Raw genomic sequence first — 13,764 nt, forward strand, 5'->3', positions numbered from 1 at the left:
CGCTCAAACGGGCCGAGCATCGCAGCCGGACACCACCCGCACCGGACACCGTCAGTATCACTCGACAAGACAGAACTTAAGTCACCAGCATTGGTACTAGGCCTTCAACGCCGCCCTGTCTCCCATGAGGACCACGGGATGGCCAGCCGGGTCGAGCGTGCGCAGCAGGTACTCCATCGCCGGCCGGGACATGCTGACGCAGGCCGACGTACCGCTGCCGTGGTCCAGATGGAGCCAGATCCCGCCACCCTTCTCCTCTCCCTCGGGCCGTGTCGGGTCGTCGGGCGGGTTGCCCGGGACTCGGTTGTAGTCGATGGCGATGACGTGGTCGAAGTCGTGCCAGTGCGACCGCTCCCACCAGCGCGGCACCGTGTAGTCGTCCGACTGGGTGTACGGCAGCCTGGTGCCTGGGTCGGCCAGGACGCCACCCGCGTCGCTCAACGTGAACACCCCGACGGGGCTGCGCTCGTCGCCGAGGTGATGGTCGGCGGTCCAGCCGTTCTTTCCGTTGTGTCCCGGCCAGCCGCGCACCCGCTCCCAGAGGCGGCCACGTTTGACGTAGAGCACGACGGTCGCGTTCGCGGAGTCCTTTCCGTCGCCGTACACGGCCACGACCTGGCGGGAATTCGCGGGGATCCGCCGCTGCCAGCGGTCGCCGACGTCCGGGATCCGGGCCGACGCGGCCGTGGTCCGCGCGGCAGCGCCGCCCCCGGCCCCCGGGCCGGCCGCCCTGTCCCCGCCGCACGCGGAGAGAGCCGAGAGAAGGAAAGCGCAGGCCGCCCATGCCGCCGCCGCACGCCGTACACCACCAGGTCGCATCCGCCCATGCTTGCACCACTTTCCTGGCTTTTAGGTGAGGCTCAGGCCATCCGGGCCACGTCGACCCGCTGCCGGATCCGGTCGCCGCGCCGGAAAACGGGTTGATTTTGACCACGCAGCGACGCGAACCTTTCACGGTTTGTTGCCGCGCCTCGCGGTTCCTTCGCACGATCACCCTCCCTCCCCTGACACGAGCCACTGGGACGTCATGCAGATCCAAGACCTTCCGTACCCCGACCCGGGTGTGCCGGACGTACGCTCGGGACCCCGCTTCCTGTGGTGGCTCGGCCGCAACCAGCTGGGCGGCCAGCTAAAGGCTCTGGCCTGGGGCCTGCTGCACTTCGTCGCCGTCTCCGCCCAGCCCTTCTGCGTCGGGTTCGCCATCGAGGCCGTCATCGACCGCTCCGGTACCCGGCTCGCCCTCACCGGCGGGCTGATGGTGCTGTGCGGCGCGGCCACCGCGATCGGCGACACCTTCCTGCACCGCGCCGCCGTGACCAACTGGATCACCGCCGCCGCCCGGGTGCAGCAACTGCTGGCCCGCAAGGCCTCGCAGCTGGGCTCCGCCCTGACCCGGCGGGTCGCGGCCGGCGAGGTCGTCGCCGTCTCCACCGGTGACGTCGAGAAGATCGGCTGGTTCGTGGAGGCCGTCTCCCGCTTCACCGCCGCGGCCCTCACCGTCCTGCTGGTCTGTATCGGTCTCGTCGTCTACCAGCCGGCGCTCGGCATCGTGGTCGCCGTGGGCCTGCCCGTCCTCGCGCTCGCGGTGCTGCCCCTGCTGCCTCCGGCGACACGCCGCGCCGACTTCCAGCGCGAGAAGGCCGGACGCGCCACCGAACTCGCCTCCGACACCGTGGCCGGCCTGCGGGTGCTGCGCGGCATCGGCGGCGAGGAACTCTTCCTCGACCGCTACCGCGGCGCCTCCCAGGAGGTCCGGCACGCCGCCGTACGCAGCGCCCGCATGTGGTCCCTGATCAGCGCCATCCAGGTGCTGATGCCCGGCCTGCTGCTGATCGCGGTCGTCTGGTACGGCGTCCATCTGGCCCGCGAGGGCCGGATCACCGTCGGCGAACTGGTCACCGTCTACAGCTCCGTCATGGTCCTCACCTACCCTCTGCGGCACTTCGAGGAGATCGCGATGGCGTACTCCTTCTCGCGCCCGTCGGCCCGGCGCGCCGCACGCGTGCTGTCGCTGGAGCGGGTCACGGACGCCGGCGGATCGCGCGCGGCGGACATCCCCGAGGGCGACCTGTACGACCCGGCCACCGGGCTGCTCGCCCCCGCCGGCCGGCTCACCGCCGTGGTGTGCGGCGACCCGGACGCGGCGGGGCGCCTGGCCGAACGGCTGGGCGGACACCCCGCGGAGGACGGCCCGTCGGTCCTGCTCGGCGGGGTACCGCTGGACGAGCTGCCGCTGGACTGCGCGCGTACGGCCGTCCTCGTCCAGGACAAGGACCCGGTGCTGCTCTCCGGTTCCCTGCGCGACCTGCTGGACGTGCCCGCCTCGGGCGGCGTGGAGGCGGGGGCGGCGCTGGCCGCCGCCCAGTGCGGGGATGTGCTGGAGGCACTCGTCCAGGGCTCGCTGGACGCCGACGACCCGATGGACGCCCTGATCACCGAGCGCGGCCGCTCGCTCTCCGGCGGCCAGCGGCAGCGGCTCGCCCTGGCCCGGTCGCTGCTCACGGACCCCGAGGTGCTCGTCCTGGACGAACCCACCTCCGCCGTCGACTCCCACACCGAGGCACGGATCGCCGAGGGGGTACGGGAGCTGCGGGCCGGGCGCACCACGCTGGTGTTCACCTCGTCCCCGCTGCTGCTGGATCACGCGGACCGGGTGGTCCTCTTGCACGAGGGCGAGGTCGCCGCGGTCGGTGTGCACCGCGAACTGCTGCGCGCCGAACCCCGGTACCGGGCCGTAGTCACCCGGGAGACGGACGAGGAGGCGACGCTCAGCGGGGCGCTGACCGTGCTCGACGAGAAGAAGCTGAACACGCTGGAAGAGATCGAGGAGACGGCATGATCGGCGTGGCACCGCCCGCCTACGACCCGGCGGCACCGACGACGGCGAACACGCTGCCCGTCGGCGCCCCTACGACCGTACGGGCCTACGTGGCCGAACTGCTGCGCCGGCACCGCCGCGCCTTCCTGGTCCTCCTTCTCGTCAACACGGTCGCCACCGTGGCCTCCATGGTGGGCCCTTGGCTCCTGGGCGACGTGGTGGAACGGCTCTCGGACGGGGCGCGCGAACTCCATCTGGGGCTCACCGCCACGCTGTTCGTGCTCGCCCTGGTCGTCCAGGCGGCCTTCGTGCGTCAGGTGCGGCTGCGCGGGGCGATGCTCGGCGAGCGGATGCTGGCCGACCTGCGCGAGGACTTCCTCGTCCGGTCGGTGCGGCTGCCGCCGGGCGTGCTGGAGCGGGCCGGGACCGGCGACCTGCTGTCCCGCATCACCACGGACATCGACCGGCTGGCCAACGCGATGCGCGAGGCCGTGCCGCAGCTGACCATCGGCGTGATGTGGGCGGGGCTGCTGCTCGGCGGGCTCGTCGTCATGGCACCGCCGCTGGCACCCGCCGTTCTGGTCGCCGTGCCCCTGCTGGTGGTGGGCTGCCGCTGGTACTTCAAGCGGGCGCCGTCCGGCTACCGCTCGGAGGCCGCCGGCTACGCCGCCGTGGCCGCCGCCCTCGCCGAGACCGTGGACGCCGGGCACACCGTCGAGGCCCAGCGCCTCGGGGACCGCCGCGTCGCCCTGTCCGAGCTGCGGATCCAGCAGTGGACCGCCTGGGAGCGCTACACCCTGTGGCTGCGGTCGATCCTCTTCCCGGTCATCAACCTCGTGCACGTCACGGTGCTGGGCTCGGTCCTGATGCTGGGCGGGGTGTTCGTCCTCCACGGCTGGATCGACGTGGGCCAGCTGACGACCGGCGCGCTCCTGGCGCAGATGCTCGTCGACCCGGTCAACCTCATCCTGCGCTGGTACGACGAGCTGCAGGTGGCACAGGTGTCGCTGGCCCGCCTGGTCGGCGTCCGCGACATCGAGCCGGACGACGGGGACCTCGGGCTGGCGCCGGACGGGCGGGACGTGCTCGCCGAGCAGGTGCACTTCGGCTACCGCGAGGGCGTCGACGTGCTGCGCAAGGTGTCCCTGGAGGTCGCCCCCGGCACCCGGCTGGCACTGGTGGGCCCTTCCGGCGCGGGCAAGTCCACCCTGGGCCGGCTCCTGGCCGGCATCTACGCGCCCCGGGACGGCCGGGTCACCCTCGGCGGCGCCGAGCTGTCCCGGATGACCGCCGAACGGGTCCGCTCCCATGTGGCGCTCGTCAACCAGGAGCACCACGTCTTCGTCGGCTCCCTCCGCGACAACCTCCGGCTGGCCCGGACCGGCGCCGAGGACGCCGAGCTGTGGGCGGCGCTCGGCGCGGTCGACGCGGACGGCTGGGCGCGCGCCCTGGACGACGGCCTGGACACCGAGGTCGGCTCGGGCGGGGCCGCGCTCACCCCGGCGCAGGCCCAGCAGATCGCTCTGGCCCGGCTGGTCCTGGCCGACCCGCACACGCTGGTCCTGGACGAGGCGACCTCGCTGCTCGACCCACGTGCCGCCCGGCATCTGGAGCGGTCGCTCGCCCGCGTCCTGGACGGCCGCACCGTCGTCGCCATCGCCCACCGCCTGCACACCGCCCACGACGCCGACGTCATCGCCGTCGTCGAGAACGGCCGCATCAGCGAGCTGGGCAGCCATACGGAACTGGTGGAGGCGGACGGGGCGTACGCGGCGCTCTGGCGATCCTGGCACGGGTGACGGGGGTGGCGGGAGTGACGAGGGTGGCGAGGGGCTGTCCGGCCCGCGGCGGAACCCAGGCGCCGGCTGGTGCGTCGGCCGATGCGTGCGCTGAGGGGTGGGGCGATGCTTCGGCCGATGCGTGCGCTGAGGCGTCGGCCGGAGCGTCGGCCCGGGTGCCGTGGCCGTGCGGGCTGCCGTGACGGTGCCGCCCTTGACCGTCCGGGCTGCCGTGACCGTCCGGGTTGCCGCAGGTCGCCGCCCCGGTGCGGCGGTCCCGGCGGCGCGGTTCGTCCCGGGCCTCGCGTCTGGCGTTGCGCGGTGCCGAAGCGGGATGGAACGCTGGATACCGGCACCCTCGCGGAGGCCTGCCGGGATCCGTCCGGCACACGCCGCGCCGCGCCGGTGCCCCGTACGGCGGTGTCCCACCGCCGACCACGGTGAGAACGGGCCCGTCACCCCCTGGAGGTACCCGTGAACAGCGCCGACGGATGGGGGGACGACGTCTACCAGCCCGACTCCTCCGACATCCAGGAGGACACGGGACTGCTCGACACGGAGGACACGCTCGTGGACGACGGGGTCGAGGACCCCCTCGACCGCGGCTGGTCCCCTCCGGAGCGGCCCTGGGCCGTGGAGCACACCGGGGTGACGGCCGCCGAGCGCCGGGAGGGCGAAACCCTGGACCAGCGGCTCGCGGATGAAGTGCCCGACCTCGCCGTGCCCGACGGGGACGGCCTCGGCGACTGCGACGGCACCGACGGGGAACTCCTCGACAACGAGGTCGGCACGGCCCGCTCCGGCCGTCTCGTGGCACCGGACGAGGGCGCCCACGAGGACGACGAGAGCGCGCTGGTCGCCACCGACGTCGGCATCGACGGCGCCGCGGCCTCCGCCGAGGAGGCCGCGATGCACATCGTCGACGAGGACACCCTTTCCGGCTGACCCGACCACCCCTGGTCCGTCGCCGCCGACGCACGAGGAGTTCCCATGCAGCAGGAGAAGCAGCCCGCCTACCACCCGGTCGTCTTCCGCGACCGCGCCGCCGGATACGCCTTCCTGACCCGGTCCACCGCCACCAGCGAGCAAACGATCGACTGGGACGACGGCGAGACCTACCCGGTCGTGGACGTGGAGATCTCCTCGGAGAGCCACCCCTTCTACACCGGCAAGGCACGCACGGTGGACACGGAGGGCCGTATCGCCGCCTTCGAGCGGCGCTACGGCGAGAGCGGCGGCGCCTGAGCGGGCACCCCTGCCCGAGCCGTCGCCCTCACCGCAGGCTTCGCCCCGGCCCGGGCCGTCGCCCGCGCCGAAGGCGTGCCTCAGATGACGTTGAGGGCGGCTGCGGCGCCCACTCCCCCGAGCACCATGAACACCGGCATCAGCACCTTCAGCTCGACCCAGCTGCCGGCCCGGAACCGCATCGCCTTGGGCGGGCCGATCGGGTACCAGCGCTTGCGCCCGATCGGGATGGGCCACAGGACCGGGCAGCCCGACACGGTCAGCGCGTCCCCGATGTCGTGCACCAGGGCACCCAGCAGGATCGGCAGTCCCAGCCACAGGTACTCCTGGCCGGGCTGGGTGAACAGCCAGTCCGAGCCGTTGCCCGGCTTGTCCAGGACGCCGGCCAGGATCCACGCGCTGGTCGCCGCGAGCAGCCACACCAGCACATCGCTGCTCGACCCCCGCGCCGCCCGCCACAGCAGGCCCTCGATCGCCAGGACCATGTGCACGAAGAGGAGGGCGAGGACCGCCCAGCGGCCACCGGCGATCGCCAGCGCCGAGGCGCCCGCGCCGATCATGACGGCCCACAGCCAGGTGTGCGTCAGCGTGCGGTGCCCGCCGGAGCGGCGCGGGTCGCCCTGCTTCCTGGTCGCCTTGTAGACGGCGTAGGAGAGCTTGTCCACGATCTCGCAGAGCCACCGCGAGACGGGTCCGAAGGCCCGGGAGATGGTCGCGGCCTTGTGATCGAGGTCGGGGGCGAGTGCGGCCCCGGCGCAGATCAGCGCGCCGCAGAGCAGGACCGGCCACGGCATCGTGTGCCCGGCCGCGGCGGCCGCCGCTCCGACACCGAGCCAGGCGGCGGCGCCCGACAGTGAGTGTGCTGGTCCCATCATGGCCGTTGCCCGCCCTATTCCTCGTGTGCCGCTGTCCAGTTGACCGGGTGCGATGACGCTCCGTCGGCGACACAGCGTAGCTGCCGTGATCTTCGGTCCGGCAGCCGATTCCCCCATCGGGCGTGCGGGCAGGCAAGATGGGTTCGTGACCCTCATCGATCAGTTGCCGCCTACCGCAGATCCCGACGCCCTGTACGAAGCCTTCGAGTCCTGGACGCAGGAGCGCGGTCTCACGCTCTACCCCCACCAGGAGGAGGCTCTGATCGAGGTGGTCTCCGGCGCGAACGTGATCGTGTCGACGCCCACCGGCTCCGGAAAGAGCATGATCGCGGCGGGTGCGCACTTCGCGGCCCTCGCCCGGGACGAGGTCACGTTCTACACGGCCCCGATCAAGGCGCTGGTGTCGGAGAAGTTCTTCGAGCTGTGCAAGATGTTCGGAACCGAGAACGTCGGCATGCTGACCGGCGACGCGTCCGTCAACGCCGACGCCCCGGTCATCTGCTGCACCGCCGAGGTGCTCGCCTCGATCGCGCTGCGCGACGGGAAGAACGCGGACGTCGGCCAGGTCGTCATGGACGAGTTCCACTTCTACGCCGAGGGCGACCGCGGCTGGGCCTGGCAGATCCCCATCCTGGAGCTGCCGCAGGCGCAGTTCGTCCTCATGTCGGCGACGCTCGGCGACGTGTCCTTCTTCGAGAAGGACCTCACCCGGCGCACCGGCCGCCCCACCTCGGTGGTCCGCTCGGCGACCCGGCCGGTACCGCTGTCGTACGAGTACCGGTACACCCCGCTGACCGAGACGCTCACCGATCTGCTGGTGACGAAGCAGGCTCCCGTCTACATCGTGCACTTCACGCAGGCGCAGGCGGTGGAGCGGGCGCAGGCGCTGATGAGCATCAACATGTGCTCGCGCGAGGAGAAGGAGCAGATCGCCGAGCTGATCGGCAACTTCCGCTTCACCACGAAGTTCGGCCGCAACCTGTCGCGTTACGTGCGGCACGGCATCGGTGTCCACCACGCCGGCATGCTGCCCAAGTACCGGCGTCTGGTGGAGAAGCTCGCGCAGGCCGGTCTGCTGAAGGTGATCTGCGGTACGGACACCCTCGGCGTCGGCGTCAACGTGCCCATCCGCACGGTGCTGTTCACGGCGCTGACGAAGTACGACGGCAACCGGGTGCGCACCCTGCGCGCGCGTGAGTTCCACCAGATCGCCGGCCGCGCCGGGCGGGCCGGCTACGACACGGCGGGCTTCGTGGTCGCCCAGGCGCCCGAGCACGTCATCGAGAACGAGAAGGCGCTCGCGAAGGCGGGCGACGACCCGAAGAAGCGCCGCAAGGTGGTCCGCAAGAAGGCGCCGGAGGGCTTCGTCGGCTGGACGGAGAACACGTTCGACAAGCTCATCGAGTCGGAGCCGGAGCCGCTGACGTCCCGTTTCCGGGTGACGCACACGATGCTGCTGTCGGTAATCGCCCGGCCCGGCAACGCCTTCGAGGCGATGCGCCATCTGCTGGAGGACAACCACGAGCCGCGCCGGCAGCAGCTGCGGCACATCCGGCGCGCCATCGCGATCTACCGTTCGCTGCTGGACGGCGGGATCGTGGAGAAGCTCGACGAGCCGGACGCCACCGGTCGTATCGTGCGTCTCACTGTGGATCTTCAGCAGGACTTCGCGCTGAACCAGCCGCTGTCCACCTTCGCGCTGGCCGCGTTCGAGCTGCTGGACCCGGAGTCGCCGTCGTACGCGCTGGACATGGTCTCCGTGGTGGAGTCCACGCTGGACGATCCGCGCCAGATCCTCGCCGCCCAGCAGAACAAGGCGCGCGGTGAGGCGGTCGCCGCGATGAAGGCGGACGGCGTCGAGTACGAGGAGCGGATGGAGCGGCTCCAGGACATCACGTACCCGAAGCCCCTGGAGGAGCTGCTCTTCCACGCGTACAACACGTACCGCAAGAGCCACCCGTGGGTCGGCGACCACCCGCTGTCGCCGAAGTCCGTCATCCGTGACATGTACGAGCGGGCGATGTCCTTCACGGAGCTGGTGTCCCACTACGAGCTGGCCCGTACCGAGGGAATCGTGCTGCGCTACCTGGCCAGCGCCTACAAGGCCCTCGACCACACCGTGCCGGACGACCTCAAGTCCGAGGACCTCCAGGATCTGATCGAGTGGCTGGGCGAGATGGTGCGCCAGGTCGACTCCAGCCTGCTGGACGAGTGGGAGCAGCTGGCCAACCCGGAGGAGATGACCGCCGAGCAGGCCCAGGAGAAGGCCGACGAGGTCAAGCCGGTCACCGCCAACGCGCGCGCCTTCCGGGTCCTGGTCCGCAACGCGATGTTCCGCCGCGTCGAACTGGCCGCGCTCGACCACGTCGATGAGCTGGGCGAGATGGACGGCGAGTCCGGCTGGGACGCGGACGCGTGGGGCGAGGCGATGGACAAGTACTGGGACGAGTACGACGACCTGGGCACCGGTCCGGACGCGCGCGGTCCCAAGCTGCTCGTCATCCAGGAGGAGCCGCAGAACAGCCTGTGGCGCGTCCGTCAGATCTTCGACGACCCGAACGACGACCACGACTGGGGCATCAGCGCGGAGATCGATCTCACGGCCTCCGACGCGGAGGGCCGGGCGGTCGTCCGCGTCACCGAGGTCGGACAGCTGTGAGAGCGACGCGAGGCAGAGGCACAGGAGAAGCACACCGATGACGAATCCGGCGGAGAGGCTCGTCGACCTGCTCGACCTGGAGCAGATCGAGGTCAACATCTTCCGTGGCCGCAGCCCGCAGGAGTCCCTCCAGCGGGTGTTCGGCGGGCAGGTGGCGGGCCAGGCGCTCGTCGCGGCCGGCCGGACCACCGACGGCGAGCGGCCGGTGCACTCGCTGCACGCGTACTTCCTGCGCCCGGGCCGGCCCGGGGTGCCGATCGTGTACCAGGTCGAACGGGTGCGGGACGGGCGGTCGTTCACGACGCGCCGGGTCACCGCGGTGCAGCAGGGCCGCACGATCTTCAATCTCACCGCCTCCTTTCACAAGCCTGAGGTAGGTCCCTTCGAGCACCAGCTGCCGCCGGCCCGTGAGGTTCCGGACCCGGAGTCCCTGCCGACGGTCGTGGAGGAGATCCGGGAACATCTGGGCGCGTTGCCCGAGCAGTTGGAGCGGATGGCGCGCCGTCAGCCCTTCGACATCCGGTACGCGGACCGGCTGCGCTGGAGCGCCGAGGAGGTCAAGGACGCCGAGCCGCGCAGCGCGGTCTGGATGCGCGCGGTCGGGCCGCTCGGCGACGATCCGCTCGTGCACACCTGCGCGCTCACGTATGCCAGTGACATGACCCTCCTGGACGCCGTCCGCCTGCCGGTGGAACCGTTGTGGGGTCGGCGGAACTTCGACATGGCGTCGCTGGACCACGCGATGTGGTTCCACCGTCCGTTCCGCGCGGACGAGTGGTTCCTGTACGACCAGGAGTCGCCGATCGCGACGGGCGGCCGCGGGCTGGCCCGTGGGCGCATCTACGACCTTCAGGGGCGTCTGCTGGTGTCGGTGGTGCAGGAGGGGTTGTTCCGGGCGCTGTGAGTCCGGTGGGTCACGCGCTTCTGCGGCGCAGCCAGCCGAGCAGGCCGCGTGCCGTCCGCTCGGGTTCCCGGTCCGGCCGGAGAGCCGGCGGGGGCGGGGTCGGCTCGTTCACCGTCGGTTGTGACGCGACTCGCTGGGCCGCGGCGGGTCGCGTCACCGCGGTGGGCCGTGGGGCGGGCTGGTGGGCGCGGGCCTCTTCCAGGGTGCGGGCCAGGTCGGACCTGAGCCAGCCGATCTCGTCGGGGTCGTCCGCCGTCGTGATCTTCTCCACGAGGTGGGCGGCCGGTGTGCCGGGGGCGCTGTGGGCCGCCGGTCCGGGCCGGAAGCGGTTCAGGTGGGAGCGTTCGTAGGGGTCCTTGACGATCTCCGCGATCTGGGCGGAGTCGAGGAACCCGGCCAGGGCTCCGGCGCGCTGCCAGGGGCCGTCGGCCTGGCGGAGCAGGAAGCCGAGGCGGCGTCCCCGCCAGTTGCGGGGGCGCAGGTCCAGGCCGGCGGCCAGCCGGGCCCGCATCGGCTCGGGGGTCCGGCCCTTGAGCAGCGGTGCGCTGCTCTCGTCGGCGGTGAACTGTCGTAGCTCCTCGGCCAGATAGAGCCAGACGACGGCCCGGTAGCGGTTCAGGTAGAACGTCACCGGCACCACCACTCCCTGCCGGGCCAGGCGGGTGAACCGGGTGGCGGGCACCTCCAGGATCGCGGCGGCGTCGCCGGTGCCGACGGTCAGGACGCTCGCGCGCAGTGCCTCGGGGAAGTCGGGCCGGGCGCGCAGCCGCTCGATCTCCGCGTGCGGTACCCGGCGGCCTCCTCCCCCTTCGTCGGGCACGGTCCTGATGCGCCCCAGGTGCACGGCGAGGTCGAACTCGCTGCGCTTCAGTCCCAGTTCACGCGCCGCTCGCGCGGGCGTGCGGGAATCGGAGTGCGGTTGCGTGACGGTGTTGTAGGACATGGTCGGCCTCCCCCGTGGCGTGACGTGGTGTGATCGGGCCCTCGCTGTCCGCGGTGGCCTCGGAAAAACCGTAGCCCGAATCGCGGATCTCGTGGCGAGCCTGTGGATAACTCCACGACGGAGGAAGAACGTGCAGGTCAGAGGTCTGTGAACGGGGGGCGTTCGGGCTGACGGGCGTCCACGGTCAGGTGCTCGCCGACCCGGCTGACGAGCAGGGTCATCTCGTAGGCGATCTGGCCCATGTCGGCTTCCGCGCCGCTGAGGACGCACAGGCAGCTTCCGGTGCCGGCCGCGGTGACGAACAGCAGCGCGTCGTCGAACTCGATCATCGTCTGGCGGACCTGGCCCGCGCCGAAGTGGCGACCCGATCCCTTGGCCAGGCTGTGCAGTCCGGACGAGACCGCGGCGAGGTGCTCGGCGTCCTCTCTGCGCAGTCCGCGGCTCTGGCCCGCCACGAGTCCGTCGTTGGACAGGACCAGTGCGTGGCGGACGTGGTCGACCCGCTCGGTCAGATCGTCCAGCAGCCAGCCCAGTCCCCGCTTCTGCCCCATGTCCCGTCTCCCCGCGTGAGGTTCCCCGTGTGACGCTTTCCGTGCGGCCTCCGCCTCGCCGGAGGCCCTGTCCGCCACCCTTCCCCAGGACCGGTGACGGGGGCAAGGAGTTCGGCGGTGTGGCGCGGCGGGCGGTCCGGGACCGGCGTCGGCGCGAGGGAGGGCGCGCGCCCCCGGGCAGGGGGGCGCGCCCGGGCAGGGGGCGCGCCCGGGTGTGCGTCAGCTGACGGAGTCGAGCAGCCGGGCGGTGTGCATCCGTCCGGCGTACTCGACGAGCCGGATGAGCACCTCCTTGCCCGAGTCGCGGTCACGGGCGTCGCACAGCACGACGGGGGTGCCTCCGTCGAGGTCGAGGGCGCGTGAGACGTCGTGGACGTCGTAGGCCCGGGCGCCCTGGAAGCAGTTGACGGCGACCACGAACGGGATGTGCCGGTGCTCGAAGTAGTCGACCGCGGGGAAGCAGTCCTCCAGGCGCCGGGTGTCGGCGAGGACCACCGCGCCCAGGGCGCCTTGCGAGAGTTCGTCCCACAGGAACCAGAAGCGGTCCTGGCCCGGGGTGCCGAAGAGGTAGAGGGAGAGGCCGGAACGGATGGTGATGCGGCCGAAGTCCATGGCGACGGTCGTGGTGACCTTCTGGTCGACGCCGTCGGTGTCGTCGACCAACTGGCCCGCCTCGCTCAGCAGTTCCTCGGTGCGCAGCGGTTTGATCTCGCTGACCGCGCCGACCAGGGTGGTCTTGCCCACGCCGAACCCGCCGGCGACCAGGATCTTCAACGCCAGAGGGGCCGTCTCGCCACCGGAGGAGTCGGAGTGCTCGGAGACCATGGATCACTTCTCTCAGGAGTGCCGGCAACGGTCGACGTCCGTACGGGGATGTGAAGTCAGCATCATGACAATCGCGTTCCTTTTCCGAGGTGTTCGACCGCTATCTGCACGATCTGACCGGCTGCTGCCTGTTCGGTGCCCGAAGGGGTGCGCGAGCCGGTGCGGGGCCGGTCCGTACGCGTCCGGGTTCGTCCGAAGGTGCATCTACAGGGCCCGCAGCCCTTCGATGACCTCGCGCAGAATGCGTTCGTCGGGCAGGTGCGCGGGCGGGACGGGGCGGCTGACGGTGACGCAGCCGAGTTCCAGCAGGTCCCCGAGGAGCACCCTGACCACGCCCACCGGAAGGTCCGCGCCCGCCGCGAGTTCGGCGACGGACTGGGTCTCCGCGCGGCACAGGCCGATCAGGGTCCGGTGTTCCGGTCCGAGCGCCATCCCGTCGGTGCCGGGTGCGCCCGGATCGAGGGTGACCAGGGCGATCAGGTCGAAGCGCACTCCGGTGGGGCCCGGTCGGGTGCGCCCGCCCGTCATGGCGTACGGGCGGACGAGAGGGCCGGCCTCGTTGTCGTACCACTGGCTGCCCGGGTCGAGCGGGGCGCCGGTCGGGTCCTCGGTCATCTGCACGGGTCGCTCTCTGGCCTCATCCGGCGGCGGGCGGGCGCGCGCCGAGGCGCGGTGCGGTGTAGAGGTGCTCGCCGACCCGTTTGACCAGGCGGGCCATCTCGTACGCGACCAGGCCGATGTCCGCGGTCACGGCGGTGAGGAGGGCCAGGCAGGAGCCGTCGCCCGCGGCGGCCACGAACAGGAAGGCGTCGTCCATCTCCACCATCGTCTGGCGCACACCGCCGGCGCCGAAGTGCCGGCCCGCGCCCTTGGCGAGGCTGTGGAAGCCGGAGGCCACGGCGGCGAGGTGTTCGGCGTCCTCCCGGCTGAGGTCGGTGGAGGCGCCGACGGCGAGGCCGTCGTTGGACAGGACGACGGCGTGCCGTACCTCACTGACGCGCGTCACCAAGTCGTCCAGCAGCCAGTCGAGTTCGCCGGACCGCTGGGCCGACCTCGTGCTCGGGTCCTGGATCATGCGGGGTCCTTAAGAATGTTGGCGGTCCGGGAGGACCGGGTGTGGCTGATGCGAGGTTGCCGCTGATGGCTCAAGGAGAATGGCCGCCCGG

General features: G+C 71.7%; 13 protein-coding genes. 6 read left to right on the top strand and 7 right to left on the bottom strand.

All coding sequences use genetic code 11. The annotated features are described in order from the left end of the window. Positions 1 to 96 precede the first annotated feature (96 nt). Entirely contained in the window at positions 97 to 819 is a 723-nt protein-coding gene (locus tag ACZ6D7_RS47035) for a L,D-transpeptidase family protein (protein WP_469505026.1), read from the bottom strand. A 208-nt stretch (positions 820 to 1,027) separates the two neighbouring features. Here ACZ6D7_RS47035 and ACZ6D7_RS47040 point away from each other — a divergent pair, with 208 nt between their 5' ends. The 4 genes from ACZ6D7_RS47040 (at position 1,028) to ACZ6D7_RS47055 (ending at position 5,841) form a co-directional block, all read left to right on the top strand. After that, complete coding sequence (locus ACZ6D7_RS47040) at positions 1,028 to 2,839, top strand: ABC transporter ATP-binding protein (protein WP_469505028.1); 1,812 nt, start codon at positions 1,028 to 1,030, stop codon at positions 2,837 to 2,839. Next, the gene (locus tag ACZ6D7_RS47045; protein WP_469505030.1) at positions 2,836 to 4,617 is read left to right on the top strand and encodes an ABC transporter ATP-binding protein; all 1,782 of its coding nucleotides are present in this window, start codon (positions 2,836 to 2,838) and stop codon (positions 4,615 to 4,617) included. Before ACZ6D7_RS47040 ends, ACZ6D7_RS47045 begins: the two co-directional genes overlap by 4 nt. A 453-nt stretch (positions 4,618 to 5,070) precedes the next feature. Next, on the top strand, positions 5,071 to 5,541 hold the full coding sequence (locus tag ACZ6D7_RS47050; RefSeq protein WP_469505032.1) for a DUF5709 domain-containing protein: 471 nt from the start codon (positions 5,071 to 5,073) through the stop codon (positions 5,539 to 5,541). A 45-nt stretch (positions 5,542 to 5,586) separates the two neighbouring features. Continuing rightward, positions 5,587 to 5,841 carry a type B 50S ribosomal protein L31 gene (locus ACZ6D7_RS47055; protein ID WP_469505033.1) on the top strand — a complete coding sequence of 85 codons (255 nt, stop codon included), beginning with the start codon at positions 5,587 to 5,589 and terminating at the stop codon, positions 5,839 to 5,841. Positions 5,842 to 5,921: 80 nt separating this feature from the next. Here ACZ6D7_RS47055 and ACZ6D7_RS47060 read toward each other — a convergent pair whose 3' ends face one another. Further along, the gene (locus tag ACZ6D7_RS47060) at positions 5,922 to 6,716 is read right to left on the bottom strand and encodes a metal-dependent hydrolase (protein WP_469505035.1); all 795 of its coding nucleotides are present in this window, start codon (positions 6,714 to 6,716) and stop codon (positions 5,922 to 5,924) included. 145 nt (positions 6,717 to 6,861) lie between these two features. Between ACZ6D7_RS47060 and ACZ6D7_RS47065 the strand changes: the two genes are divergently transcribed. Then, positions 6,862 to 9,375, top strand: coding sequence for a DEAD/DEAH box helicase (locus tag ACZ6D7_RS47065; RefSeq protein WP_469505037.1), 2,514 nt, complete (start codon positions 6,862 to 6,864; stop codon positions 9,373 to 9,375). A gap of 37 nt (positions 9,376 to 9,412) precedes the next feature. Then, positions 9,413 to 10,279 (top strand): acyl-CoA thioesterase, encoded by an 867-nt coding sequence (locus ACZ6D7_RS47070; protein WP_469505038.1) that lies wholly within the window; start codon positions 9,413 to 9,415, stop codon positions 10,277 to 10,279. 10 nt (positions 10,280 to 10,289) lie between these two features. On the opposite strand, the gene ACZ6D7_RS47075 is transcribed toward ACZ6D7_RS47070, so the two are convergent. The 5 genes from ACZ6D7_RS47075 to ACZ6D7_RS47095 form a co-directional block, all read right to left on the bottom strand. Beyond that, entirely contained in the window at positions 10,290 to 11,222 is a 933-nt protein-coding gene (locus ACZ6D7_RS47075) for a DUF6397 family protein (protein WP_469505040.1), read from the bottom strand. 137 nt (positions 11,223 to 11,359) lie between these two features. Then, positions 11,360 to 11,773 (bottom strand): roadblock/LC7 domain-containing protein, encoded by a 414-nt coding sequence (locus tag ACZ6D7_RS47080; protein ID WP_469505042.1) that lies wholly within the window; start codon positions 11,771 to 11,773, stop codon positions 11,360 to 11,362. A 219-nt stretch (positions 11,774 to 11,992) separates the two neighbouring features. Continuing rightward, a complete protein-coding gene (locus ACZ6D7_RS47085) occupies positions 11,993 to 12,598 on the bottom strand; it encodes a GTP-binding protein (RefSeq protein WP_469505043.1) in 606 nt (201 codons plus the stop codon). Between the two features lie 204 nt (positions 12,599 to 12,802). Further along, complete coding sequence (locus ACZ6D7_RS47090) at positions 12,803 to 13,213, bottom strand: DUF742 domain-containing protein (RefSeq protein WP_469505047.1); 411 nt, start codon at positions 13,211 to 13,213, stop codon at positions 12,803 to 12,805. 22 nt (positions 13,214 to 13,235) lie between these two features. Then, positions 13,236 to 13,673, bottom strand: coding sequence for a roadblock/LC7 domain-containing protein (locus ACZ6D7_RS47095; RefSeq protein WP_469505045.1), 438 nt, complete (start codon positions 13,671 to 13,673; stop codon positions 13,236 to 13,238). Between the last annotated feature and the right edge of the window lie 91 nt (positions 13,674 to 13,764).

This window comes from Streptomyces sp. NPDC041784, assembly GCF_055591025.1.